Origin of the sequence: Flavobacterium tiangeerense, from assembly GCF_007830355.1 — a bacterium.
Lineage (GTDB): Bacteria > Bacteroidota > Bacteroidia > Flavobacteriales > Flavobacteriaceae > Flavobacterium > Flavobacterium tiangeerense.
The window spans coordinates 115289-140948 of the sequence record NZ_VLKO01000011.1 but is presented as its reverse complement, the minus strand read 5'-3'; the positions used below and the strand labels follow the sequence as shown (position 1 = coordinate 140948).

General features: G+C 33.4%; 22 protein-coding genes and 1 pseudogene. 17 read left to right on the top strand and 6 right to left on the bottom strand.

Annotated elements, in window-relative coordinates; all coding sequences use genetic code 11:
• Positions 1–8 precede the first annotated feature (8 nt).
• From IQ05_RS13530 to IQ05_RS13495, 8 genes are all read left to right on the top strand, one after another.
• A complete protein-coding gene (locus tag IQ05_RS13530; RefSeq protein ID WP_244289581.1) occupies positions 9–2420 on the top strand; it encodes a multicopper oxidase domain-containing protein in 2412 nt (803 codons plus the stop codon).
• Between the two features lie 63 nt (positions 2421–2483).
• Positions 2484–3617: a PAS domain-containing sensor histidine kinase gene (locus IQ05_RS13525; protein WP_144893827.1), complete on the top strand. Its 1134-nt coding sequence runs from the start codon at positions 2484–2486 to the stop codon at positions 3615–3617.
• Between the two features lie 577 nt (positions 3618–4194).
• Positions 4195–4683, top strand: coding sequence for a DUF4199 domain-containing protein (locus IQ05_RS13520; RefSeq protein WP_144893825.1), 489 nt, complete (start codon positions 4195–4197; stop codon positions 4681–4683).
• Between the two features lie 365 nt (positions 4684–5048).
• Positions 5049–5429 carry a hypothetical protein gene (locus IQ05_RS13515; RefSeq protein ID WP_144893823.1) on the top strand — a complete coding sequence of 127 codons (381 nt, stop codon included), beginning with the start codon at positions 5049–5051 and terminating at the stop codon, positions 5427–5429.
• 88 nt (positions 5430–5517) lie between these two features.
• Positions 5518–6117: a DUF6624 domain-containing protein gene (locus IQ05_RS13510; protein WP_144893821.1), complete on the top strand. Its 600-nt coding sequence runs from the start codon at positions 5518–5520 to the stop codon at positions 6115–6117.
• A gap of 287 nt (positions 6118–6404) precedes the next feature.
• Positions 6405–8015 carry a GMC oxidoreductase gene (locus tag IQ05_RS13505; protein WP_144893819.1) on the top strand — a complete coding sequence of 537 codons (1611 nt, stop codon included), beginning with the start codon at positions 6405–6407 and terminating at the stop codon, positions 8013–8015.
• A complete protein-coding gene (locus IQ05_RS13500) occupies positions 7999–8970 on the top strand; it encodes an alpha/beta fold hydrolase (protein WP_144893816.1) in 972 nt (323 codons plus the stop codon). The genes IQ05_RS13505 and IQ05_RS13500 overlap by 17 nt, the downstream gene beginning before the upstream one ends.
• Positions 8971–9342: 372 nt before the next feature.
• Positions 9343–9867 (top strand): GNAT family N-acetyltransferase, encoded by a 525-nt coding sequence (locus tag IQ05_RS13495; RefSeq protein WP_144893814.1) that lies wholly within the window; start codon positions 9343–9345, stop codon positions 9865–9867.
• A gap of 58 nt (positions 9868–9925) precedes the next feature.
• On the opposite strand, the gene IQ05_RS13490 is transcribed toward IQ05_RS13495, so the two are convergent.
• Both IQ05_RS13490 and IQ05_RS13485 read right to left on the bottom strand, forming a co-directional pair.
• Positions 9926–10309, bottom strand: a complete 384-nt coding sequence (locus tag IQ05_RS13490; protein ID WP_144893812.1) for a DUF3037 domain-containing protein — start codon at positions 10307–10309, stop codon at positions 9926–9928.
• Complete coding sequence (locus IQ05_RS13485) at positions 10287–11081, bottom strand: HipA family kinase (protein ID WP_144893810.1); 795 nt, start codon at positions 11079–11081, stop codon at positions 10287–10289. The genes IQ05_RS13490 and IQ05_RS13485 overlap by 23 nt, the downstream gene beginning before the upstream one ends.
• A gap of 181 nt (positions 11082–11262) precedes the next feature.
• On the opposite strand from IQ05_RS13485, the gene IQ05_RS13480 reads away from it, so the two are divergent.
• Positions 11263–12612 (top strand): TlpA family protein disulfide reductase, encoded by a 1350-nt coding sequence (locus IQ05_RS13480; protein WP_144893808.1) that lies wholly within the window; start codon positions 11263–11265, stop codon positions 12610–12612.
• Between the two features lie 28 nt (positions 12613–12640).
• Here the strand turns inward: IQ05_RS13480 and IQ05_RS13475 are convergent, their stop codons facing one another.
• Positions 12641–13489, bottom strand: coding sequence for an NAD(P)H-hydrate dehydratase (locus IQ05_RS13475; protein WP_144893807.1), 849 nt, complete (start codon positions 13487–13489; stop codon positions 12641–12643).
• Positions 13490–13958: 469 nt separating this feature from the next.
• Here IQ05_RS13475 and gcvT point away from each other — a divergent pair, with 469 nt between their 5' ends.
• Positions 13959–15041, top strand: coding sequence for a glycine cleavage system aminomethyltransferase GcvT (gcvT, locus tag IQ05_RS13470; RefSeq protein ID WP_144893805.1), 1083 nt, complete (start codon positions 13959–13961; stop codon positions 15039–15041).
• A gap of 58 nt (positions 15042–15099) precedes the next feature.
• On the top strand, positions 15100–15810 hold the full coding sequence (locus IQ05_RS13465; protein ID WP_144893803.1) for a YebC/PmpR family DNA-binding transcriptional regulator: 711 nt from the start codon (positions 15100–15102) through the stop codon (positions 15808–15810).
• Between the two features lie 137 nt (positions 15811–15947).
• Here the strand turns inward: IQ05_RS13465 and IQ05_RS13460 are convergent, their stop codons facing one another.
• Positions 15948–16988 carry a PLP-dependent cysteine synthase family protein gene (locus IQ05_RS13460; protein ID WP_086453818.1) on the bottom strand — a complete coding sequence of 347 codons (1041 nt, stop codon included), beginning with the start codon at positions 16986–16988 and terminating at the stop codon, positions 15948–15950.
• A 70-nt stretch (positions 16989–17058) separates the two neighbouring features.
• On the bottom strand, positions 17059–19119 hold the full coding sequence (locus IQ05_RS13455) for a S9 family peptidase (RefSeq protein ID WP_144893865.1): 2061 nt from the start codon (positions 19117–19119) through the stop codon (positions 17059–17061).
• Between the two features lie 141 nt (positions 19120–19260).
• Here IQ05_RS13455 and IQ05_RS13450 point away from each other — a divergent pair, with 141 nt between their 5' ends.
• Positions 19261–19581: a YbaB/EbfC family nucleoid-associated protein gene (locus IQ05_RS13450; RefSeq protein WP_144893801.1), complete on the top strand. Its 321-nt coding sequence runs from the start codon at positions 19261–19263 to the stop codon at positions 19579–19581.
• 74 nt (positions 19582–19655) lie between these two features.
• Here IQ05_RS13450 and IQ05_RS13445 read toward each other — a convergent pair whose 3' ends face one another.
• On the bottom strand, positions 19656–20678 hold the full coding sequence (locus IQ05_RS13445) for a threonine aldolase family protein (protein WP_144893799.1): 1023 nt from the start codon (positions 20676–20678) through the stop codon (positions 19656–19658).
• Between the two features lie 180 nt (positions 20679–20858).
• Here IQ05_RS13445 and prfB point away from each other — a divergent pair.
• The 5 genes and pseudogenes from prfB (at position 20859) to IQ05_RS13425 (ending at position 25622) form a co-directional block, all read left to right on the top strand.
• Positions 20859–21954, top strand: a protein-coding gene (gene prfB / locus IQ05_RS13440) for a peptide chain release factor 2 (protein ID WP_144893797.1) whose coding sequence is annotated in 2 segments (ribosomal slippage) — positions 20859–20921 and positions 20923–21954 — 1095 coding nt in all. Because the reading frame shifts where the segments join, the coding sequence is not laid out codon by codon here.
• Between the two features lie 189 nt (positions 21955–22143).
• A pseudogene (locus tag IQ05_RS15615) lies at positions 22144–22374 on the top strand (hypothetical protein); the annotation flags it as partial.
• A 183-nt stretch (positions 22375–22557) separates the two neighbouring features.
• Positions 22558–22767, top strand: a complete 210-nt coding sequence (locus IQ05_RS15545; protein WP_244289580.1) for an energy transducer TonB — start codon at positions 22558–22560, stop codon at positions 22765–22767.
• Between the two features lie 66 nt (positions 22768–22833).
• Positions 22834–23832, top strand: a complete 999-nt coding sequence (gene lpxD, locus IQ05_RS13430; RefSeq protein WP_144893795.1) for a UDP-3-O-(3-hydroxymyristoyl)glucosamine N-acyltransferase — start codon at positions 22834–22836, stop codon at positions 23830–23832.
• A 161-nt stretch (positions 23833–23993) separates the two neighbouring features.
• Positions 23994–25622 (top strand): acyl-CoA carboxylase subunit beta, encoded by a 1629-nt coding sequence (locus tag IQ05_RS13425; RefSeq protein ID WP_144893793.1) that lies wholly within the window; start codon positions 23994–23996, stop codon positions 25620–25622.
• The last annotated feature ends 38 nt before the right edge of the window (positions 25623–25660 follow it).

Below are 25660 nucleotides of genomic sequence, written 5' to 3'. Positions count from 1 at the left end.
AATAAATTATGAAATTAAAATCATTTGGGCAGCTATTCCGCCTTCCACTCCCGCTTTTTTTGCTCCGCTACGCTTCACAAAAAAGAGCTCCGTTCAAGTCGGGCTGCAATACGTACAACTCAAAAATAATTATTGTAAGCTTGTTTCTTTCTTTTATTTCAACAATTTCATCAGCTCAAAAAATCGTTCGTTATGATTTATTTGTTCGTGATACACTAGTAACTTTTGGTGAAAAACCAAAACATGCCATTGCTGTAAACGGACAAATTCCGATGCCAACCCTCACATTTACCGAAGGTGACATTGCCGAAATTTATGTACATAACGAGCTAAAAGAAAGTACCTCATTGCATTGGCACGGATTATTTTTACCAAACAAAGAAGATGGCGTTCCTTTTTTAACACAAATGCCAATTGAACCAAACACTACTCACAAATATACATTTCCAATCATTCAAAACGGAACACATTGGTATCATAGTCATTCGGGTTTACAAGAACAAATTGGGATGTACGGCAGCTTTATAATGCTCAAAAAACCAAACGACCCAACCTTTAGAAAAGGAATTGATGATTTGCCAAGCGTACCTTTACTTTTAAGCGAATGGACAGACGTAAATCCAAATAACGTACACCGCATGTTGCATAACGCAACCGATTGGTTTGCCATTCAAAAAGGTACCACGCAAAGTTATGCCGAAGCAATCCAACAAGGAAATTTCAAAACCAAAGTAACGAACGAATGGAAACGAATGAACGCAATGGATGTAAGTGATGTCTATTACAATAAATTCTTAATTAACGGTAAAAACGAAAGTCAATTATCTCAATTTAAAGGTGGCGATAAAGTGCGATTACGAATTTCAAATGGTGGTGCATCAACCTACTTTTGGCTCAATTATGCAGGCGGAAAAATGACTGTTGTTGCTAATGATGGTAACGATGTAGAACCAGTAGAAGTGGACAGATTAATTGTTGCCGTTTCCGAAACTTACGATGTAATTGTTACCATTCCAGCCGATAAAACCGCTTACGAATTTTTGGTGACTTCTGAAGACCGCACAAAATCAGCATCACTATATTTAGGTGATGGCATCAAACAGCTTACTTCTCCCCTACCAAAATTAAAATATTTTGAAGGTATGAAAATGATGAATGATATGATGAAAATGAACGGTGATTTAGACGATATGGGAATGAGTATGTCCTACAATCAGATGGATATGAACGTAGTTATGTATCCCGAAATTACTGGAGATGAGAAAAACGGCAAGAGCAAAGAGAAAGCAGAAAAAAGTGATGGTGAAAAAATGGATCATTCTAAACACAATGGGAATGAAATGAAAATGGCCGCGCATGCAGCAAGCAGCACCGAAGACGATTATAACAGTAATAAACTTTCGGACATTGTAACGTTAAATTACGCCATGTTAAAGTCGCCAAAAAAGACAACGCTACCAAAAGACGCACCGATTAAAGAATTGCGATTTGAATTGTCAGGAAATATGAACCGTTATGTTTGGAGTTTAGACAATAAAGTGGTTTCTGAAACCGATAAAATTTTAATCAAAAAAGGCGAGAATGTTCGGATCACAATATACAATGGTTCCATGATGCGACACCCGATGCACTTGCATGGACACGATTTTAGAATTCTTAACGGACAAGGCGATTACGCACCACTCAAAAACATCATCGACATTATGCCAATGGAAACGGATGTTTTAGAATTTAACGCTAATGTAGAGGGCGATTGGTTTTTTCATTGTCATATCCTCTATCACATGATGGCAGGAATGGGCAGAGTTTTTACGTATGAAAATCAAGCACCAAATCCATTAATACCAAATCCAAAATTAGCACAACGAAAATTATTTGGCGAAGACCGAAAATTTCATCTTATGGCAGAAAATGATTTTGCAACCAATGGAAATGACGGAATGGCAATGTTTAGCAACACACGTTGGAGCATCGGAACAGAATGGAGATTGGGTTATAACAATATGCACGGTTATGAAACAGAAACACACATTGGGCGTTACATTGGCAAAATGCAATGGATTATGCCGTTTGTTGGATTTGATTGGCGATACAGAAAAATGGAAGATGGCGAAATGGATAAAAATATATTTGGACAAGGTAGCACCAAAGACGAACGTTCTGTATTTAGTGCAGGATTAGAATACACATTGCCCATGCTTATAAAAGCACAAGCCGAAGTTTTTACAGACGGTAATTTCAGATTGCAATTTGAACGAATGGACATTCCCGTTTCAAAAAGATTAAGAATGGATTTGATGTGGAATACAGATAAAGAATTCATGGCAGGAATACGCTATATTATTAAAAGAAACGTTAGCATTAAAACACATTTCGATAGTGATATGGGATTAGGTTTTGGAGTGAATTTGAATTATTAACGCTAGAAAAAAGGAATCAAATAGCAGCAATTAGGCAATAAAACGTATTTCTAAACGAATCCAATGAAAAATAAAAAATCAAGCGCACCCGAAGGTGAGCACATCCTTTCAGCAGAGTTTTTTAGTCAGGTCATAGACAGCATGCCTGATTATTCCATTTTTTCAATGGATAATGACTTAAAAATAAACAGCTGGAGTTCAGGCTCAACACAATTATTTCAATATGAAGTAGAAGAAATAATGGGGAAAGACTTTGATATTATTTTTACTGAAGATGACAAAACCAAAGGCCTGCCAAAAGCTGAAATTAAAAAAGCACTACAAGATGGAAAAGCTGCAGACAACAGATGGCACATTCGTAAAGACGGAAGCAAATTTTATGCGTACGGTCAAGTTTATCCTTTAAAAGGTGAAGATGGAGAAGTAAAAGGGTATGTCAAAATCCTTCGAGACCTAACCGAGAGACAGAATGCAGAAAAGTATGCAAGAGATGTAGAAGAACTTAGCGTGCATAAAGAAAGTATACTTTTTATACTGTCACATGATTTTAGAACTCTACTCACAGGAGTAACAGGTACAGCTGAATACCTAAATAAAAATTTTGATAAAATGGATAAGGATGCAGCAAAAGAAATGCTCCAACTACTTCATATAACGTCAAAACAGCAATTAAACCTGTTGGATTATTTAGTAGAATGGGCAAGAATAAAATATGCATCGGAAGCTTTTGCTCCCGTAAAAATTGATCTTTATACCGATGTTAAGAAAGTGTTTGATGCAATAAATGACATTGCTGTTGCAAATAAGGTTCACCTTCATAATAACATAAAGAAAAATATAAATGTTTTTGCAGACAGCGAAATGCTGTCTTCTATACTCCATAGCCTACTTAACAATGCAATAAAATATTCGCATAAAGACGGTAAAATTGTAGTTCGTGCGAAAACAAAAGAAAATTCAATTATCATTGAGATAAAAGATGACGGAATAGGCATTACAAAAGATATAAAAGATAAACTCTTTACACCAGAAATAACCACTATTTCAAACACATGGAAAAAGGATAAAGAAGCCGGTATCGGATTAATATTATCGAAAGGCTTTGTAGAAAAAAATGGAGGTAAAATTTGGGTAGAAAGTACAGAAGGCGCAGGTTCTTCTTTTTATTTTACATTACCCGCAAAGAAAACTAAATAACGCTATAAAATAAGCAGTTGTGATACAATAACACTTTAATCGATGCAGACAGTTCCGTAATCAAAACGGCAAAAACGTCAAATTGTATAAGAACTTTGCACCCAAAATATCCTCTAAAATAGGTGTGTGTTTACATAAAACATTGTTCTTATTGGTTATTCAAAACAAGCCTATTTTCTAAATCTTAAGGTCATAATACAGTACATCATAGTAGAAGATGGAAGTTAAATACCCTTTTCGCATCACTCGATATTACCATCTCACAAACCACCAAGTGCTGCTCATTCAGCTGTTTCTATACTTTTTATAACTAGAACTGGAACTGGAAGAATTTACTTTTTTAGAACTCAAATAGCGATTTTAAATCATTTTATACTTCGGTTTATTCTTATACTCAAAAAGCAATTTTTACCAGAAAAAATTTAATTTGTAATTTAAATCAAATATATTTACTTTGTAATTAACGGTAACTTACTCGTTTAAAAGTTTTTATATAACTTAAGTATATGGTAATATTAGGAAAGATACGGCTTAGGGAATGGATAAAACTATATGAAACTAACTTAAAAAATAGACCATGAAAAAACTGAAAATTGAAATCAAATGGGCAATTTTATTCTCAATTATGACATTACTTTGGATGGTATTAGAAAAGTTGAGCGGACTCCATAGTAATTATATTGACTACCATCTCTATCTTACAAATCTTTTCGCCATTCCAGCTATATGGTTTATGGTTATGGCGTTACAAGAAAAAAAGAAGGTTTATTATGGTGGCCAAATGAGTTATAAACAAGGACTTATTTCAGGTTTAATTTTGTCTGTAATCATTGCAATGTTAAGTCCGTTGACTCAATGGATCATTTCATATGTAATTTCGCCAGAATATTTTCCGAATGTGATTAAACGTTCTGTTGAAATTGGCTACTTCAAATCGACTGCAGAAGCAGAAGCAAACTTTAACTATTCAAATTATGCTAAACAAGGTGCAATAGGTGCTTTGATAATGGGAATCGTGACAACTGCCGTTGCTATGATTTTTATAAGATCAAAAAAGTTAGAATAACTTACAAACGTTTAAAGCTGTTTTTAAGAGGGACTAAAGTGAATAGCTATTTTTAAACCGAAAATTAATCGGTACAATAACTTACAAACTATGAAATAAAAATTACCAACAATGCTATTGATTTTTACAATTAACATTTGTTTTTCACAAATAGAACCTACTGTAATCACATTAAAAAGTGGTGAAATATTTAAAAAAAGCATGGAGAAAAGAGAAATACTTTTAAATAATATGATTGATAAAAATACAAAGCTTAGGAATTTGAAGTTTCAAAAATCAAATCAGATGGGAAATATTAGACCTAATTATTTGCTATTTTTATCATTTAACCCTCGTCAATTTTTAATAGAATATTTACAAAAAAAATGCAAGAGATCATAAAAAAATTTAAATTTAAAAACAATGGAGTAATCATTAATGCTCCATCAGCCTTGGAGAGTGAATTTTTAAAACTTGATTTTAAACTAACTTTTGATAAAAAAAATAAAAGCACAAACACGTTAATTTTTATAAACAATAAGAAAGAATATTTAGACTTTCTTACAACAGTTTTAAAATATATTGAACACGATAGTGTTTTATGGTTTGCATATCCAAAAGGCACATCAAAAATTAAAACTGATATCAATAGAGACACAGTTCGTATGACAGGTGAAGATTTCGGCATTACGACAGTAACTGCAATATCTATTGATGAGACTTGGAGTGCTTTACGTTTCAGGCCAATTGAAAAGGTTGGAAAATAACAACTGAAAAACTTCCAACTTTTAAAACATTTTTTTAGATAGACTGAAGTGAATAGCTATTTTTAAAACCGAAAATTTTTCTAATAAAATGAATTATTCTGAAATTGCAAATGAAATAATCAAATTAAAAAATAAGGATTTAGAATTAAGACAAAAATTGATTGAGCAAAAAAAGCTCTCTCATGGTTATGCTCTTGAAATGGAAAATCTTCACATTAGCAATGCAAAAAAACTCAATGCGATTATTGATGAATTAGGTTTTCCTACTGTTGAAAAAGTTGGAATTGAAGCAAGTGAATCTGCGTGGCTAATTATACAACATGCTATTAGCGAACCTGAATTCATGAAAAAATGTTTGAAGATTTTAGAGAACAGGATAGTTGAAAATAAAAATTACGAAGAAAATTTGGCTCGTTTATCAGATAGAATAGCGGTATTGGAGAGAAAACCTCAATTATTTGGGACTCAATTTGATTGGGACAAAAATGGTGTCTTAAGTCCAAATATGTGCGATGATTTATCGATGGTAAACATTCGAAGATTAAAAATTGGTTTAAATACTATAGAAGAACAAACACAAAAAATAAGACTACAAGCAGAAAATGAAAATCAAACAGTTCCAAAAAACCTTTTTGAAAGAGAAATAGAGATTAATCTTTGGAAAAAAAAAGTTGGATGGATTAAATAAAATAGCATTGCATAAGCTTTTTTCAAGACCTCAATTTACGTTAGCATAAAAATGATAATTTTAGCAATGTATAGGCTATTATAGCCAATAAAGACTGTTTCCTTAAAAGGTGAATTTCATTTTTGAGTTTGCCAATCACATCAGTACAGCCAAATATATTTTACAAAGTCAACGAATTATTGACAACACTATTCTATTAAGATTAAAACATTTTATACATTTGAGAAAAACAAAATTTCAAAAGCATCGATCCAAACTTTGCGGTAAATTATAATCAAACAAAAACGATGGAATACGATTATGTTATTGTAGGTAGTGGTTTTGGTGGTTCAGTGAGTGCCTTGCGACTATCAAAAAAAGGGTATAAAGTAGTCGTAATCGAAAAAGGAAAATGGTTCCAAGCAGCAGATTTTCCCAAAACCAACTGGAATTTTAAAAAATGGCTTTGGTTGCCAAGTCTCCGTTTTTTTGGTATCATGAAACTTACCATTTTTAAACATGTCGCTGTTCTTTCGGGAACTGGTGTTGGTGGAGGTTCTTTGGTCTACGCCAATACGCTACCCATTCCAAAATCTACCTTTTTTAAAACTGGAAGCTGGAGTACCTTGAACGATTGGGAAAAAGAACTCGCGCCTTTTTATCAAGAAGCACTAAAAATGCTTGGCGCCGCTAAAAATCCTAAATTATTTGATGGTGATCTTGGATTACAAAAAGTAGCCCAGAAATTGGGTATGGAAAATAAATTTGATGCTACAAATGTTGCCGTTTATTTTGGAGAAGAAAACGTTACTAAAAAAGACCCCTATTTTGACGGAATAGGACCTGAAAGAACAGGTTGCAATTTTTGCGGTGCTTGCATGACAGGCTGCAGAAACAATTCTAAAAACACCCTTGACAAGAATTATTTATACCTCGCACAACATTATGGAGCGGTTATTATGGCGGAGCAGGAAGTCTATGATGTTAAACCAATCGATACTTCAGATGATACCCATGGCTACGAAGTTTCCATAAAAACAAGTACACAATTTTTTACCAAAAAAAGTACCATTAAAAGTAAAGGAGTCATTTTTTCTGGTGGTGTGCTAGGAACTATTAAATTACTACTGCAACTCAAGACAAAATCATTACCCAATATTTCAGATCGATTGGGGGAAGACATTAGAACTAATAATGAAACTCTTGTTAGTGTTTCCACACTTGACAAAGAGAAAAACTTTTCAAAAGGAGTTGCCATCGGAAGTATTTTAGATACAGATGAAAACAGTCACCTAGAAATTTGCCGCTATTCTGAAGGTTCAAATGCGTGGAAATTAATTCACTTTCCCTATGTAACAGGCAGTAACGCTTTTGTTCGCATTGCTAAAGTTATTGGTGCTTTAGTAAAGTCGCCAGCAAATTATTTTACAATTTATTTTAGAAACAGTTGGGCAAAAAAAACGGTAGTACTGCTTTTTATGCAAACATTAGACAGTACATTAAAACTGAAAATCAACATTTTTGGATTCATGAATTCAACCGTAAGTAAAGGTAAAAAGCCATCTCCTTTTATTCCAGAGTCTGTTCAATTAATCAAAGAATACAGTGAGGCTGTAAATGGTGTCAGTACTTCTTTTTCGGTAGAAACTATCGCTGGAATTCCTTCTACAGCTCACATATTAGGTGGTGCAGTGATGGGATCAAATGCTAGTGAAGGTGTAATTGATAAAAACAATAAAGTTTTTGGATACGAAAATCTATATATCATAGATGGTTCTATGATTTCAGCCAATCCTGGGGTAAATCCATCTTTGTCTATCACAGCAATTGCAGAACATGCGATGGACCAAATTCCTTTCAAAAAATCGGAAGAAATTATCATCAAACAATCAGTGGAGGTCGATGAAATACTTAATTAAGTTTATAAAAATTATTGGAGGCTTTTTAGCTATCGCTATTATCGCCATACTGCTGTTTTTTGGTCATCGTGATATTCCATTTATATACTTGAAAACAAAGTATACGAATGAGGCTTCCTCCTTTATTTCAATTGACGGAATGAATGTTCATTATCGTGATGAAGGCAATCAACAGGATACCATCCCTATTGTCCTTATTCACGGCACGGCATCCAGTTTGCATACCTTTGATGCGTGGGCGAACCGTTTAAAAATAACCAATCGCGTGATCCGAATGGATTTGCCTGCCTATGGCTTAACCGGACCATTTCCTGGTCGCAATTATTCGATTCAACATTACACTGAATTTATCAAAACCTTTTTGGATGCTATAAAAGTTAAGCAATGCATTTTAGCTGGTAATTCTCTAGGAGGAGAAATCGCTTGGAATTTTGCGGTTGCACAACCTAAAATGGTTGAAAAATTGATTTTAATAGATGCAGCAGGATATCGGCAAATTTCTAAAAGTGTACCAGTTGCTTTTAAAATTGGCCAAACTCCCGTTTTAAATAAAATTCTAACTTATATTACGCCGCATTTTATAGTACAAGCAAGTGTCGAAAATATTTATTTTGACAAATCGAAAGTGACGCCAGATTTAGTTGATCGTTACTATGAACTAACTTTGAGAGAAGGTAATCGTCAGGCATTTGTAGACCGTTTTACGATAGAAAAAGACACCACAGCTTATAAGAAGATCAAAACAATTAAGCAGCCTACACTTTTACTTTGGGGATCTCAAGATTTATTAATTCCATTAGAAAATGCAACGAAGTTTCATAGAGATTTGCCTAATAATACATTAACTATAATACAGAGCAGCGGACATACTCCCATGGAGGAAAGTCCCATCGAAAGTTTAAAACCAGTACTTGAGTTCTTGAAAAAAGATCTCATTAGCACTAAAAAATTTTAAAAAGGACTAAAAGTTTAGATTATAATTTACGATAAACAATTGTAGAAAAAGAATATCCATCTGCAAAAGCCATTCCTATTTACCAGAAGTCAACACATTAGGAACTTCCACCTTTAGTATTTACAAAAAGTCAATTTTTTGCATTGTAAATCAACTATATCGATGCCGATAATTCACAAAAAAGGAAGTTTTACAGAAATTAAAATTGCTCATTAGCCCCACTCTTTGTGAGCAAAATAATAGTAATTAATTAAAGGATAAATATTAAATTTTCTGAATAAACGCAATTGCAGTTCCCTTGAAAAGAAACAAATTTATTGTAATTGTGAAATGGTTTTTTCTACCTTTGGTATCTAAATAAAACAGTCCTTTATGATTACCAAAGCTACACTTGAAGACCTTACAGCATTAAATCAATTGATTAATTCAGCCTATCGCGGAGAAACCTCCAAGAAAGGTTGGACTACCGAAGCTAACATTCTGGAAGGATTGCGTACCACAGAGACTGAATTAAAAGAAACTATTTTAAACACAAAAAATACACTCCTAAAATTTAGTAATAATAACGAAATTGTAGGTTGCGTTTTACTAGTTGACAAAACCGAGCACTTGTACTTAGGCATGTTGACCGTTGCACCACATTTGCAAAATGGAGGTGTTGGAAAAAAATTATTGCAGCAAGCTGAAATTCATGCTTTGGAACTAGGTTTGCCAAAAATTGTCATGACCGTAATTACGGTACGTGAAGAATTAATTGCTTGGTACCTTCGTAATGGTTATGAAGACACTGGCGCGAGAGAACCGTTTCCGTCAAGTGAAGTACATATTCCTATTGCTAATGAACCTTTAGAATTTATGGTACTTAGCAAAGCTATAAACACACCCGAAACACTTTAAAGTGTAAATACCCTTTTGAATTAAAGCATTTAAAAGGATATTTTTGAATACCAAGATGCTACAACACTAAGTCTTCAAAAAGGCGTTGAGTTGTATGGTCTAAATTGTCACATAATCCTGGATGTGGTCTTGAAGTTTGAATGGCTGAACTACGAAGCGCCGTTAACCATCGAAATCGCGAAGGGAGATCAAATTGTCCAATTGGCCCAGCATCTTTTTCACCATGAGCTACTTTTGCAAAAGCTTGAATGTTTAATTTCAATTGTTCTATGTCTAAGTCTTTCGAAAAAAGACGGAGTTTACCCTCATTAATTTCGAATAAAACTTTTATAAATTTTGCTCTTTTACAAAAAAGAATAACCCCAACATTAAGGAATTCTTCGCGCTCTACCCTAGGCACAACACGAATAACGGCATACTCATATAAGTGTTGCTCTTGCATTTTGTGCTTCTGTTATAAAAATTTCGGAATGATCTAAACGAGTACTTAAAAATTGAAAATAAACTTCCCTTATGGCTTCGGGCTGTTCCTGAGTTTCTTCCCAATGAAGCCAAACATCAGGTATAAGATTGACAATGTTTCTAATAACTTCTGTTGAAAGAATAGATTTGAATTCAAGATTTGTTTCTTGTAACAAAGAAGCCTGAGGCAACAAAACATGATCTTTTATCAAGGCAAAAGGACTTTTTGCATGTTTCTCCCAATTGCTCCAAGAGTGATGAAAATAAAAACTTGCTCCATGATCAATTAACCATAACTCTTTATGCCAAATAAGCATATTGGTATTCCTAAATGTTCTATCCACATTAGTAATAAAAGCATCTAACCAAACAATTTGTGAGGCTAGTTTGGCATCAACTACAGTTACAACAGGATCAAAATTAATAGCACCAGATAAATAATGCAAGGCTAAATTAAGTCCTTGACTGCCTTGTAATAAATCTTGAATTTCTTCATCAGCTTCACTACGTCCAAAAGCTTCGTCTAGATTTGCAAATACTAATTCGGGCATTTTTAAGTTCAAAACTCTAGCAATCTCACCCCCTATCAATTCTGCAATTAAGGCTTTTACGCCATGGCCTGCTCCTTTAAACTTTAAAACATATTTAAAATCATCATCAGCCTCAGCGAGCGCGGGTAAAGAACCGCCTTCCCGCAGCGGAGTTATGTATCGCGTAACATTTACGGTCCTAAGATGGGGTTGTTTTTCCATAATTGAATTGGATAAAGCAATTTTGCTGTGGTACAAACTTACAAATAAGTGTGATGAAATTCATTTATGAGTTCTATTTTTATATAAAACATATAATGACTATTTATTTATAACTTTTAAATTAATCAGTTATTTATATAAGAATTAGTTTAAATTTGAATTGTCCTTAAAAAAACGAAATATGAAAAAAGCTATTTATCTATTGCTACTTTTAGTTTTATCCTCATTCACAACTACAAAAGATCTTGTAACAATTTCGGGGAAAATTACAAATTGCAAGAACGGGACAATAATTATCAAAGGTGAATCATTTGAGAAAACAATTAAATTAAAAGCTGACGGTAGTTTTTCGGAAAACATGAGTATCGATTATGCTGGAATTTACTCACTTGAGACTTGTAAAAACAGCCAGCCAATTTATTTGTCAAAAGAGACTAAACTTGTCCTGATTGCTGATGATAATACTTTTATAAAAAGTTTAGAATATACCGGCAAAGGAAGTACCGAAAATCAATATCTCGCTAAAAAGTCATATCTAACCTCTCAAATTTCAGATGAAGAATTGTATAAGTTGGATGAAATAGAATTCCTAAATAAAGTTAATGAAATTAAAATTTCTATTTCTGCCTTGTACGATTCAACCAAATTTTCTGATGATTATTACAAAGTAAAAGAAGTAGCTAATATCAATTATTTAAAGCAAAAACACTTATTGTTTTATGAATATTACCATAATTTTCATGCTGGACTAGATGGATTTCAAGTTTCAGATAAATTTCCAAAATTTGACGAAAAAATAGATTTGGATAATGATGAAGATTTTTTATTTTCTATTGAATACCAAAAACTAGCTACCTTAAAATTCTTTACTAATATCAAATTTGAGGGAACAGATATTGATTTTATAACCGCTAAAATAATGAATATTAAAGCTCTTAAAAGTCAACACCTTAAAAATTGCATAATTCAGAATTCGGTCCATGACGTAAATATTGATTATGCCAATTATAATGAAATATATCAAGAATATCTTTCTATTACAGATAATCCTAAATTAAAAGAGAGTCTTACTATAATTTATAATAATATAATAGCGACACAACCAAACAAAACATCTCCACAATTTGAATACGTAAACCAAAAAGGTGGAAAAACGTCTTTAGAAAGTCTAAAAGGAAAATATGTTTACATTGATATTTGGGCAACTTGGTGTGGTCCTTGTCTTAAAGAAGTACCATTCCTAAAAAAAGTGGAAGAACAATATCTAGGTAAAAAAATTCAGTTTGTTAGTATTTCTGTTGACGACATTATTGACCGACAAAAATGGAGCAATCTTGTAAACACAAAAAAAATGGGAGGAATTCAATTATTAGCCGATATGGCCTTCAATTCCGAATTTATTAAAGCTTATGGAATCAAGAAAATTCCTAGATTCATTCTCATTGACCCAAATGGCAACATTGTAAATTCAAATGCTCCAAAACCATCTGAAAACAAATTGATTGAGTTATTTAACGAATTGAAAATATAAGCTATTGTGAAGCGTTTTTAAAAATTTTTTATTCTGTAATACTCAAAAAAGCTTTGCCAATGTGGGCAATAATATCTGAAGCTATGAAAGACTGATAGCCTGTTTCTGGCAAAGCAATATCAGCCGTTAAACCATGAAGATAAACACCAATCAAAGCTGCATGAAGAGGAGAATATAACTGCGCTAATAAACTAGTAATCATCCCTGTTAATACATCTCCACTTCCAGCTGTGGCTAGGGCAGCGTTCCCTGTAGTATTCTCATAAACTGTTTCACCATCAATAACAAGAGAAGGAGAACCTTTCATGACAATGATAAGTTGATGTTCTTTAGAGAAAGAAATACTTTTGTTTAACTTATCCTTTTCAGAAATCCAACTACCAATCAATGATTGTAATTCTTTTGGGTGTGGAGTAATGATTGTTTTGGGTTCTACATGGATTAATAATTTTTTAAACTTTGAAATAATATTCAAGGCATCAGCATCAATAACCATAGGGATTTTATAGGTTTTTAAAAACAGTTGTAAGGCATTATGTGATTTATCCGATTGACCTAATCCAGGGCCTATACCAACAGCTTGTGGTTTAATATCAAAATGAATCTCTGATATAACTTCTTCATCTTCATCAGTTAGCACCATAACTTCAGGATTTGAAGTTTGAATACTAGTATACCCACATTTAGGAATAAAAACGGTTACCAATCCGCAACCAGTCTTTAAACAAGCTTTTGACGCTAAACTTATGGAACCAATTTTTCCATAACTTCCACCAATAATCATTGCATGTCCCTGAATTCCTTTATGTGTAAACTGATCGGTTTCTTTATAAATCTTTAGTATTTCAGAATGATTAATAGGTATCAATATTGACATTTTTTTTTTTAAAAATACAATAATTAATTTAAAACAAGAAACCCGTACAAATAATTTAATCTACAATTAATTATTTACAAAAATTCGAACTTAAATAAAAAAACAAATAAGAGCATTTAATCCAATTTATTTAAAAATTACTTTAAGGGTTTTCTTTAAGCGAAACGTAAATGGGATTTGTTATCATAATATATTTTTTGATATTCATTTTAATAAGAAAAACATTCATCAATATAGTAAATTTGATAGCCCTGATAGCAGCGGTATCCTTTATTTACAAGTTACAGCCATTTTGATGGCTGTAACTTGTAAATAAAGATAAAGCGAATAGCAGGAAATAGCTCCTTAAAATTATTTTTTTTAACAAACTAAAAAATACCGAAAACGTTTGAAACTTTGCTCCTACAGCCTTTGTAAGCCAAAATAAAATCAATAAATTAGCGACTTTAAATTTTATATCAAAAACACCATGAAAAATACTGCGCTAACGCACATACACGAGAGTTTGGGAGCAAAAATGCTACCGTTTGCTGGATACAACATGCCAATTTCATACGAAGGAGTCAATGCAGAACATGAAACGGTTCGTAATGCAGTAGGCGTTTTTGATGTTTCTCACATGGGAGAATTCTTGCTTACAGGACCAAATGCATTGGCTTTGATACAAAAAGTAACTTCAAATGATGCATCAAGTTTAACGATTGGCAAAGCGCAATATTCATGTTTACCAAATAATGATGGTGGAATAGTTGATGATTTACTGGTTTATAAAATGAAGGAAGAGCAATATTTACTGGTAGTTAACGCCTCAAATATTGAAAAAGATTGGAACTGGATTTCAGATCAAAACGATTTGGGTGTGGATATGAAAAATATTTCTGAAGATTATTCACTTTTGGCTATTCAAGGACCAAAAGCGGTTGAAGCCATGCAATCTTTAACTTCAAAAGATCTATCAGCCATTGCGTATTACCATTTTGAGGTAGGTGATTTTGCTGGAATTGAAAACGTAATTATATCAGCAACGGGTTACACTGGATCTGGAGGTTTTGAGATTTATTGTAAAAACGATGAAGTAGAACAAATCTGGAATAAGGTTTTTGAAGCTGGCGCTCCTTTTGGCATTAAACCTATAGGTCTTGCAGCTCGTGATACTTTACGTTTAGAGATGGGTTTTTGTTTGTACGGAAATGATATTAACGATACAACCTCACCTTTAGAGGCTGGTTTAGGTTGGATTACTAAATTCACTAAGGATTTCACAAATGCTAAAAATTTAAAAAAGCAGAAAGAAACTGGAGTGACTAAAAAGTTAGTAGCGTTTGAAATGCAAGAGCGCGCTGTACCTAGACACGATTACGAAATTGTAGATGCATCAGGAAGTGTGATAGGAATTGTGACCTCTGGAACCATGTCTCCGTCAATGAACAAAGGAATTGGAATGGGTTATGTTACAGTTGCCAATAGCGCACTAGATAGTGAAATTTTTATTCGTATTAGAAAAAATGATGTATTAGCTAAGGTGGTAAAATTGCCTTTTTATAAGAAATAAAATGATTTTTAAACCTGCATAATTATTGTATTTTTGCAGTTCAAAATAAGAAATAGTAATGGGAAGAGCGTTTGAGTTTAGAAAAGGAAGAAAAATGAAACGTTGGTCAGCAATGGCCAAAGCATTTACCAGAATAGGTAAGGATATTGTAATGGCTGTTAAAGAAGGTGGTCCCAATCCTGAGGCCAACTCGAGACTAAGAGCCGTAATCCAAAACTCTAAGGCAGTTAACATGCCTAAAGAAAATGTGGAGCGTGCTATAAAAAAAGCGACTGACAAAGATACAGCAAATTACAAAGAACAATTGTTTGAAGGCTATGCACCACACGGTATTGCAATTTTAATAGAAACTGCTACTGATAATAACAATAGAACTGTTGCAAACATTAGAAGTTATTTCAATAAATGTAATGGTACCATGGGAACACAAGGGTCTGTTGAGTTTATGTTTGATCATACTTGTAATTTTAGAATTCCAAATAACAATCAAGATGTAGAAGAACTTGAGTTAGAGTTTATCGACTTTGGTGCCGAAGAAATTTTTGCTGATGAAGATGGAATTTTAATTTATGCTCCTTTTGGTAGTTTTGGAACTATTCAAAAAGAACTTGAAAGTCGCGGCATTGAAATTTTATCATCGGGTTTTGAACGTATCCCTCAAATTACAAAAAAGCTGACCGAAGCAGAAATGGCTGATGTTGAAAAATTAATTGAAAAAATTGAAGAGGATGATGACGTGATGAACGTGTATCATACTATGGAGGAATAATCCCATTTTTTAAAAACTTAAAAACTCTTGAGCAATCAGGAGTTTTTTTTTTGCCTATACCCTAATAAATATTTTAAAACTTAAAAAAAAACTCCAGAAAAATTCTGGAGTTTTATATAAGACTATTACAATTTGATCTATTTTATAAATTCAATTTTTTGAACTTCTTCTTCATTGATACTGTCAAAAAATCCTTGCTCATTCATCCAGTCATCACTAAAAACTTTACTCATATATCGAGATCCATGATCTGGAAAAATAGCTATTACATTACTATTTTCGTCAAACTCTCCCTCTTCTGCGTATTGCTTAATTGCTTGCATCACCGCTCCTGAAGTATACCCAACAAATAAACCTTCTTTTTTCGTTATTTCTCTGGCAGTGTGAGCACTTTCCTCATCTGTAACTTTCATGAACTTGTCGATTATATCAAAATCAGTTGCAGATGGAATTAGATTTTTACCTAATCCCTCAATTCTGTATGGATAAATTTCTTCGTTATCAAATTCTCTAGTTTCATGATACTTTTTTAATACCGATCCAAAAGCATCAACTCCTAAAATTTTAATATTAGGATTTTGTTCTTTCAGGTATTTTGCAGTTCCTGAAATAGTTCCACCAGTACCACTGCATGCTACAAGATGCGTAATGGCTCCATTGGTTTGTTTCCAAATTTCTGGACCTGTAGAATTGTAATGTGCATCAATATTTAACTGATTGAAGTACTGATTAATGTAAACAGAACCTTTCGTTTCTTCATGTAAACGCTTCGCTACATTATAATAGGAACGTTCATCATCTGCTGATACGTGAGCTGGACAAACATAAACCTTGGCACCTAAGCTACGTAGCATATCAATTTTATCTTTGGATGATTTTGAGCTTACTGCTAGTATACAATTGTACCCTTTGATGATACTTACCATTGCCAAACTAAACCCAGTATTACCAGATGTAGTTTCAATTATAGTATCACCAGGTGATAAAATCCCTCTTTTTTCAGCTTCTTCAATAATATATAATGCAATTCTATCTTTAGAGGAATGTCCTGGATTAAAAGCTTCTACTTTTGCGTAAAAATTTCCAACTAAATCTTCAGTAACTTTATTTAGCTTAATAAGTGGAGTATTACCTATTAATTCTAAGACATTATTATAAGCAGATATCTCTTTTTTCATAAAAAAATAGTTAGTCGCAGCAGATTTTAATTCAACTACGAACAGTGCAAATTTAACAAAAATATTCTAATTAGTTTTTAATTTTTTCTAAATCTAGTAAAAAACTATACTCCTTTGCTAATTCCTTTAAAGCCTCAAACCTACCTGAAGCCCCGCCATGCCCTGCATCCATGTTTGTATTTAAATACAACGTTGTGTCGTTAGTTTTTAGCGTACGCAGCTTTGCAACCCACTTTGCTGGTTCCCAATATTGTACTTGTGAGTCATGCAAGCCTGTAGAAACATACATATTAGGATATTTTTGTGCTTTTACGTTATCATATGGAGAATAAGACAACATGTATTTGTAATATTTTTTTTCATTTGGATTACCCCATTCGTCATATTCACCCGTTGTTAAAGGAATAGTATCATCAAGCATGGTTGAAATAACATCTACAAATGGCACTTGAGCAATAACACCATTGTATAATTCGGGCGCCATATTTACTACTGCCCCCATCAACAATCCACCTGCTGAACCTCCTTCGGCATACAAATGTTCTGGAGAAGTATATTTTTCTTGAATTAAATACTTGGAACAATCAATAAAATCGGTAAAAGTATTTTTCTTTTTTAATAATTTTCCATCTTCGTACCATTGTCTTCCTAAATCTTCGCCGCCACGAATGTGCGCAATAGCAAAAACAAAACCTCTGTCTAAAATAGACAAACGAGTTGACGAAAAATAAGTGTCCAAAGTCACGCCATAAGAACCATACGCATAAAGTAACACCGGATTAGTACCGTCTTTTTTCAAACCTTTTTTATAAACCATTGAAATTGGCACCTTAGTCCCATCTGTTGCTGAGGCCCAAACTCGTTCCTCTATATAATTATTTTTGTCAAATTTTCCACCTAAAACTTGTTGCTCCTTCTTAACCTCTTTTTCTTTGGTCTTCATATTAAAGTCAATTACAGAAGATGGTGTTGCCAAGGATTGATAGCTGTAACGCAAAATATCAGTATCAAAATCTACATTTGTAGTAGTGTAGGCATTGTAGGTTTCACTACCAAAAGGCAAATAATATTCTCCCTCACCACTCCACGGCATAATACGGATATGATTTAAACCATTAGAACGTTCTTCAACGACTAGATAATTTCTAAAAATTTCAATATCTTCCAGCAATACATCATCTCTGTGTGCAATGACATCGACCCAATTCGCTTTTGCAGTAGCACTTTCTGGGGTTTTCATCAACTTGAAATTTGTTGCTTTGTCTTTATTGGTTAAAATATAAAACGAATCTCCAAAATGTGAAATACTATACTCTAACCCACGAACTCTAGGTTGAAAAACCTTAAATTCAGCATCAGGAGTGTCTGAATTTAAGATTCTATATTCGGTAGTCAAGGTACTCCCCGATCCTATTACAATATATTTCTTTGATTTTTCTTTTCCAACGGATACGTTGAAGGTATCATCTTTTTCAAAAAACACCAGTACATCTTGATCCGAGTTTGTATTTAATTTATGCTTGAATACTTTATCAGAACGCAGTGTAACTTCATCTTGTTTGGTATAAAAAATCGTTTTATTGTCATTGGCCCACACAGAACTACCAGTTGCATTTTCTATTTTATCAGAAAGGATTTCACCTGTTTCTAAATTTTTTATTTGAATAGCATAAATTCTTCTTCCGATAGTATCCACACCAAAACTAGCAAATTTATTATCTGGACTTATACTAAGCCCACCCAATTGAAAGTAAGAATGCCCTTTGGCTAAATCATTACAGTTAAAAAGAATTTCTTCGGCAGCAGTTAAACTTCCTTTTTTTCTAGAGTAAATAGGATAATCTTTTCCTGTTTCAAAACGAGTAATGTAGTAATATCCATTATATAAGTAAGGTACTGATTCATCATCTTCCTTAATACGAGACTTCATTTCCTCATACAATTCTTTCTGAAAACCTTTGGTATCTGCAGTCATAGCTTCATAGTAACTGTTTTCTTGATTCAAGTAATCAATAACCTCTGGATTTTCTCTTTTGTTTAACCAAAAATAATTATCCACACGAGTATCACCGTGTTTCTCTAAAACGGTTGGAATTATTTTTGCTAAAGGTGCTTTTATATTTTCGGACATTTGCTGTGCGTTTATTTTAATTATTGAAAGTGCAAAAATAAGACAAAGACCACTTAGTAAGGCTTTATTTTTCATGATTCTTTTATTGAATTGAAACACTAATGTAGTAATTTTGTATTTAAAACTTAAAATGATTTTAACATGGATTTAATGGGCATGATGGGTAAATTAAAAGAAACCCAACAAAAAATTGAAGATACTAAGAAAAGATTAGATACTGTTCTTATTGATGAACAAAGCACTGATGGTTTATTAAAAGTAACTCTAACTGCTAATAGAGCAATAAAATCAATACAAATTGATAACGCTTTACTTGAAGATAAAGAACAATTAGAAGATTATTTAATCCTGGTATTAAACAAAGCGATTGAAAAGGCTACTAAAACAAACGAAGCTGAACTTGATGCAGTAGCTAAAATGGACATGCCAATGATTCCTGGAATGGATAATTTGTTTAAGTAATCAGTAATTATGAGTTTATGAATTATGAGTTTTAACAATTTGAAAAACTCATAATTCATAACTTACACTTTTATCTATACTAATTTCTGCAACGTTTCAAGCACATACGTATGCATAACCTCCTTATAATCAAGATGTGTCACGATTCTTAATTTTCCGTGACCCATAGAACTGATAAAGATATTTTTTTGCTTCAAGAGTTCAATAAGATTTTTCTCGATACAATTTGGAACCAAAGAAAAAATTAAAATATTGGTTTCAACTGGTTCTACAGATGCTACCCAACTTGTTTTCTTCAATACTTCGGCAATTTCTTTTGCTCTACGGTGATCTTCGGCTAACCTAGTGATATTGTTTTCAAGAGCATATAAACCTGCTGCTGCTAAATATCCTACTTGACGCATTCCGCCACCAAGTATTTTTCGAATACGCAATGCTCTGTGAATTGTTTCTTTATCTCCCAATAGTACAGAACCAATAGGAGCTCCTAAACCTTTAGACAAGCATACTGAAATGGTGTCAAAAAGTTTACCAAACTCTTTAGGATCTTGATTTTTAGCAACCAAAGCATTCCAAATACGAGCACCATCTAAGTGAAACTTTAAATTATGCGCATCACAAACTTCTTTAATTTTTTGTAAATCTTCTAATTCATAACAAGCACCTCCACCTTTATTCGTTGTATTTTCAACACACACTAAACTTGTTAATGGACTGTGATAAAATTCAGGATCATTGATGGCAGCAGCTACTTGATCAGCAGTAATCATACCACGATTTCCATCAAGTAAGCAACAAGACACTCCACTATTAAAAGAAACACCGCCTCCTTCATAATGGTAAACGTGTGCATATTTATCAGCAATTAACTGTTCCCCTGGCTGGGTGTGCAATTTTATTGCGGTTTGATTTGCCATTGTTCCCGATGGGAAAAAAAGTCCCGCCTCCATACCAAACATTTGGGCTACTCTCGCTTCGAGTTCAATAACAGTTGGATCTTGTTTATACACATCATCACCAACTACAGCATTTAACATATGAACAAGCATTTCACGAGATGGCTTTGTAATGGTATCGCTAATTAAATTTATTTCCATATTATTCTTTTATTTTCAGTGCGAACTATTCGCGAATTGTCCCTTTGTAAAAAATTTCTATTTTTGCAGCACAAATTTACATAATACGGTTTGTATATTGCAAAAAGTTCCGTTAAAACTAAAACAATTGCACAAAAGGAATACTACAAATCGATTTTTAAAAAATTAAAATAATAATTTATGACAACTACCGAACAAATAAAAGGTATTGTAGAGCGCCTTGGTGCGTTGAGGAGGTATCTTTGACGTTGATGCCAAATTAATTGAGATTTCAAACGAAGAAGAAAAAACCTTTGCCCCTGATTTTTGGAACAGTCCAAAAGAGGCAGAACTACTAGTGAAAAATCTTCGAAATAAAAAAAAGTGGATAGAAGATTACAATAAAGCTGTTGAAATGACAGACGAATTGGAACTTGCCTACGAATTTTATAAAGAAGGTGAACTTACACCCGATGAACTTGACACACAATTCAATGCTACTAATAATCACATTGAAGCTATTGAATTTAAAAACATGCTTTCGGATGAAGGCGATACACTTAGTGCTGTAGTACAAATTACAGCTGGCGCAGGTGGAACAGAAAGCTGTGACTGGGCCGAAATGCTCATGAGAATGTACATGATGTGGGGCGAAAAATACGGTTATAAAATTAAAGAGTTGAACTTTCAAAAAGGAGATGCTGCTGGAATTAAAACGGTAACCCTTGAGTTTGAAGGAGATTATTCTTTTGGATATCTTAAAGGAGAAAACGGTGTACATCGACTGGTGCGTATTTCTCCTTTTGATAGTAATGCTAAAAGACATACCTCTTTTGTTTCAGTATATGTATATCCTCTAGTTGATGACAGTATAGAAATTGAAATCAACCCTGCTGATATAGAAATAACTACCTCACGCTCTAGTGGCGCGGGAGGACAAAATGTCAACAAGGTAGAAACTAAAGTACAGCTGTTTCATAAGCCTACCGGAATTCAAATTCAATGCTCTGAAACGCGTTCGCAACAAGACAATAGGCAACGCGCCATGCAAATGTTACGTTCGCAATTATATGAAATTGAACTTAAAAAGAAGCAAGCACAACGCGCCGATATTGAAGCTGGAAAAATGAAAATTGAATGGGGTTCACAAATACGCAATTACGTGATGCAACCCTATAAACTGGTCAAAGATGTACGAACTGGCTATGAAACCAGCAATGTCGATGGTGTGATGAATGGAGAAATAGATGAATTCTTAAAAGCCTATCTCATGATGATGGGACAAAAGGACTCATAAAAGATAAAATCCTACACAAGTTCATATTGTGTAGGATTTTTTATTATTTTTTAAAAAAAACATCACTGATAAAAACCTTTTTTACATCACTTTTTTTTTAATTTACTTTCCTATTTTTGCACAAAACAAGATTTATTTTACCAAGATTTTAAAGAACTTCCCAAGGCTTAGACAGTAAAATATTACAGTATCTTCGAACAAAAAGACAAAGGTACTCTACGAACCACCTTTTATATAAATGACACGATTTACTCTAAAGATTACTTTTCTAACTATAAAAAAAGACAAATTGATGGTACGTCAGAACGCTGGTATTCTAACGGAAAAAAAGAATCTTTAACACTATATGTAAAAGGAAAACAAGAAGGTCCACAAACACGTTACTATGAATCTGGAAAAGTAAAGCGAATCGAAAACTTCCTAAATGGTTTCTTTATTGATGGAAAATGTTTTGATGAAAATGGGAATGAAATTGCGTTTTTCCCTTACTACGTAAAACCAGAGTTCCCTGGAGGAGAAAAAGCTTTTCATGATTTCATTGCCTCCAATTTTAAAAAACCAAATAATAGTATCGGCCAAGATATAATTGAATTTTCTGTAGAATTGGATGGAACTTTAAATCATTTCGAAGTTATAAAAAGTGTAAACAAAGAAATTGATTTAGCAGTAATCAAAACATTAGTAAATAGTCCAAAATGGCTTCCTGGAAAAATTGATGGTAAAGCAATCGTAACAAAGCACAAACTTCCGATTACATTACAATTATTTGAAGAAAAACAATCAAAAATTGTTAGAACTAAAATGGAGGATTAATTAGGATAACTAAGGGTAAATTCTTTTATTTGAAAAATATTTAACTCATAAACATCCAATTTTTCAATGAAATCCTATACAATTAACGAAATAAACGAAATTCTTAACGGAGAAATCGTTGGGTCAACCCTAACAAGTATTACTGCTCCTGAACAATTAGAAGCTGCAAGCACTACGGAGATTTCATTTATAGGAAACAAAAAATACGAAAAATTTTGGGCTACCTCAAAGGCTTGTGCTGCTGTTGTAAACGAAGACATTAGCATCGAACCAGGAGATAATCGCGCTTTTATTAAAGTAAAGAATGCTGACTTAGCCATGTCTCAAGTTCTTGAACTTTTTGCTCCACCTACTCCAATATTCAGCGTAGCCATTCATCCCACAGCTGTAATTGATACTAGTGCAAAAATATGCAATGGTGTGCAGATTGGCGCAGGATGCTATGTGGGTCCTAATGTAGTAATTGGTGATAACAGTACAATATATCCTAACGTAACCATTTTAGACGAATCAACTATTGGTAAGAATACTGTTATTTGGTCTGGTACCGTGATCAGAGAACGCTGTCATGTTGGTAATGATTGCATCATACATCCCAATGCAACAATTGGCGCAGATGGTTTTGGCTTTAGACCTGATCCTCAACGCGGATTGGTTAAAATCCCTCAAATAGGTAATGTAATCATTGGTAATAATGTTGAAATTGGTGCCAATTCTTGTGTAGATAGAGGCAAATTTAGTTCAACAGTACTGGGAGACGGATGTAAAATTGACAACCTTGTACAAATAGGTCATAACAGCAAATTAGGGAAATTTTGTATCATGGCAGGCAATAGCGGGCTTGCGGGTTCAGTAACATTAGGTAACGGAGTTATTATTGGTGGAAGTGCTTCCATAAAAGACCATACTACTATAGGTGATGGCGCTATTGTTGGCGCAGGATCAGGTGTTACAGGTGATATAGCCGCTGGAAAAACAATGTTAGGGTATCCAGCTGTTGAAGCTCGTGATGCCTTAAAACAATGGGCTATTTTAAAAAGACTGGTGAACGAATCAAAAAAATAAAGACATAATTTTTATCAAATTCATAAAAAAAACAGAAGTTCGCTTCTGTTTTTTTATTTAAAACCAAAATAAAAACATTTTTTTGATTTTACTAGACAAAATAATAAACGTATTTTTGTAGTAATTTGTATTTTAGCACAAACTTTTTAATCTAATAAATCATGGATTTGAACTTCAATAAAAATGAAGACCACAATAAACTTCTACTCTCTGCATTACGTCAAAAATTAAGTGCCGTAAAATTAGGAGGTGGAGAAAAACGCATTCAAAAATTACATAGTGAGGGCAAAATGACTGCCCGTGAACGAATAGATTATTTACTAGACGCAAAGGCTAAAAGTATCGAAATTGGCGCTTTCGTTGGCGAAGGAATGTATGCTGAACATGGTGGCTGCCCTTCTGGTGGAGTTGTTGTAAAAATAGGTTATATCCGAGGCAAACAATGTATTGTAGTAGCAAATGATGCTACAGTTAAAGCAGGTGCTTGGTTCCCTATTACTGCTAAAAAGAACCTTAGAGCACAAGAAATTGCAATGGAAAATAGATTGCCTATCATTTATTTAGTGGATAGTGCCGGAGTTTATTTGCCATTGCAAGACGAAATTTTCCCTGACAAAGAACATTTTGGTCGTATTTTTAGAAATAATGCACAAATGAGCAGCATGGGTATTACACAAATTGCTGCTGTAATGGGTAGTTGTGTAGCAGGTGGAGCGTACTTACCTATCATGAGTGACGAGGCTATGATTGTGGATAAAACAGGTAGTATTTTCCTAGCGGGTAGTTACCTTGTAAAAGCAGCTATTGGAGAAAGTATTGATAATGAGACTCTTGGAGGAGCCACAACTCATTGTGAAATTTCTGGAGTGACTGATTATAAAGCGAAAGATGATAAAGATGCTCTTGATCGTATAAAAAATATTGTTGACAAGATTGGTGATTTTGACAAAGCTGGATACAACCGTATAAAAGCTGAAAAACCAAAATTTGATGAAAATGAAATGTATGGAATATTGCCAAAAGCTCGTAGCGAACAATATGACATGATGGACATCATCAACAGATTAATAGACAACTCTGAGTTTGATACTTACAAAGATGGTTATGGACAAACAATAATTACTGGTTATGCTAGAATTGATGGTTGGGCTGTAGGAATCATTGCTAATCAAAGAAAAGTTGTTAAAACTAAAAATGGAGAAATGCAATTTGGAGGTGTAATCTATTCGGATAGTGCTGATAAAGCCACTCGATTTATTGCCAATTGCAATCAGAAAAAAATCCCGTTAGTTTTTATTCAAGATGTAACTGGTTTTATGGTAGGATCAAAATCTGAACATGGCGGAATTATAAAAGATGGTGCCAAGTTAGTAAATGCAGTATCCAACTCTGTGGTACCAAAATTTACTGTAATTGTTGGTAATTCATATGGAGCTGGAAATTATGCCATGTGTGGTAAAGCGTATGATCCTAGATTAATTTTTGCTTGGCCAAGTGCTGAACTAGCCGTTATGGGCGGAACGCAAGCTGCAAAAGTACTTGCACAAATAGAAGCCTCATCGCTCAAGGCAAAAGGTGAAGTCGTTGATGAAATCAAAGAAAAAGAGTTATTTGACAAAATAAAAGCAAGATACGACGAACAAGTTTCTCCTTATTATGCGGCCTCAAGATTATGGACTGATGCTATTATTGATCCATTAGACACTAGAACTTGGATTTCTATGGGAATTGAAGCAGCAAACCACGCTCCTATTGAAAAGAAATTCAATTTAGGAGTTATTCAAGTATAACATTCTTACCAATTATAAAAAAAGCATCCCGAAAGTAT

Coding starts and splice junctions, on each gene's coding strand:
- IQ05_RS13530 (WP_244289581.1), top strand. CDS start 9: ATGAAATTAAAATCATTTGGGCAGCTATTCCGCCTTCCACTCCCGCTT.
- IQ05_RS13525 (WP_144893827.1), top strand. CDS start 2,484: ATGAAAAATAAAAAATCAAGCGCACCCGAAGGTGAGCACATCCTTTCA.
- IQ05_RS13520 (WP_144893825.1), top strand. CDS start 4,195: ATGAAAAAACTGAAAATTGAAATCAAATGGGCAATTTTATTCTCAATT.
- IQ05_RS13515 (WP_144893823.1), top strand. CDS start 5,049: ATGCAAGAGATCATAAAAAAATTTAAATTTAAAAACAATGGAGTAATC.
- IQ05_RS13510 (WP_144893821.1), top strand. CDS start 5,518: ATGAATTATTCTGAAATTGCAAATGAAATAATCAAATTAAAAAATAAG.
- IQ05_RS13505 (WP_144893819.1), top strand. CDS start 6,405: ATGGAATACGATTATGTTATTGTAGGTAGTGGTTTTGGTGGTTCAGTG.
- IQ05_RS13500 (WP_144893816.1), top strand. CDS start 7,999: ATGAAATACTTAATTAAGTTTATAAAAATTATTGGAGGCTTTTTAGCT.
- IQ05_RS13495 (WP_144893814.1), top strand. CDS start 9,343: ATGATTACCAAAGCTACACTTGAAGACCTTACAGCATTAAATCAATTG.
- IQ05_RS13490 (WP_144893812.1), bottom strand. CDS start 10,309: ATGCAAGAGCAACACTTATATGAGTATGCCGTTATTCGTGTTGTGCCT.
- IQ05_RS13485 (WP_144893810.1), bottom strand. CDS start 11,081: ATGGAAAAACAACCCCATCTTAGGACCGTAAATGTTACGCGATACATA.
- IQ05_RS13480 (WP_144893808.1), top strand. CDS start 11,263: ATGAAAAAAGCTATTTATCTATTGCTACTTTTAGTTTTATCCTCATTC.
- IQ05_RS13475 (WP_144893807.1), bottom strand. CDS start 13,489: ATGTCAATATTGATACCTATTAATCATTCTGAAATACTAAAGATTTAT.
- gcvT (WP_144893805.1), top strand. CDS start 13,959: ATGAAAAATACTGCGCTAACGCACATACACGAGAGTTTGGGAGCAAAA.
- IQ05_RS13465 (WP_144893803.1), top strand. CDS start 15,100: ATGGGAAGAGCGTTTGAGTTTAGAAAAGGAAGAAAAATGAAACGTTGG.
- IQ05_RS13460 (WP_086453818.1), bottom strand. CDS start 16,988: ATGAAAAAAGAGATATCTGCTTATAATAATGTCTTAGAATTAATAGGT.
- IQ05_RS13455 (WP_144893865.1), bottom strand. CDS start 19,119: ATGTCCGAAAATATAAAAGCACCTTTAGCAAAAATAATTCCAACCGTT.
- IQ05_RS13450 (WP_144893801.1), top strand. CDS start 19,261: ATGGATTTAATGGGCATGATGGGTAAATTAAAAGAAACCCAACAAAAA.
- IQ05_RS13445 (WP_144893799.1), bottom strand. CDS start 20,678: ATGGAAATAAATTTAATTAGCGATACCATTACAAAGCCATCTCGTGAA.
- lpxD (WP_144893795.1), top strand. CDS start 22,834: ATGAAATCCTATACAATTAACGAAATAAACGAAATTCTTAACGGAGAA.
- IQ05_RS13425 (WP_144893793.1), top strand. CDS start 23,994: ATGGATTTGAACTTCAATAAAAATGAAGACCACAATAAACTTCTACTC.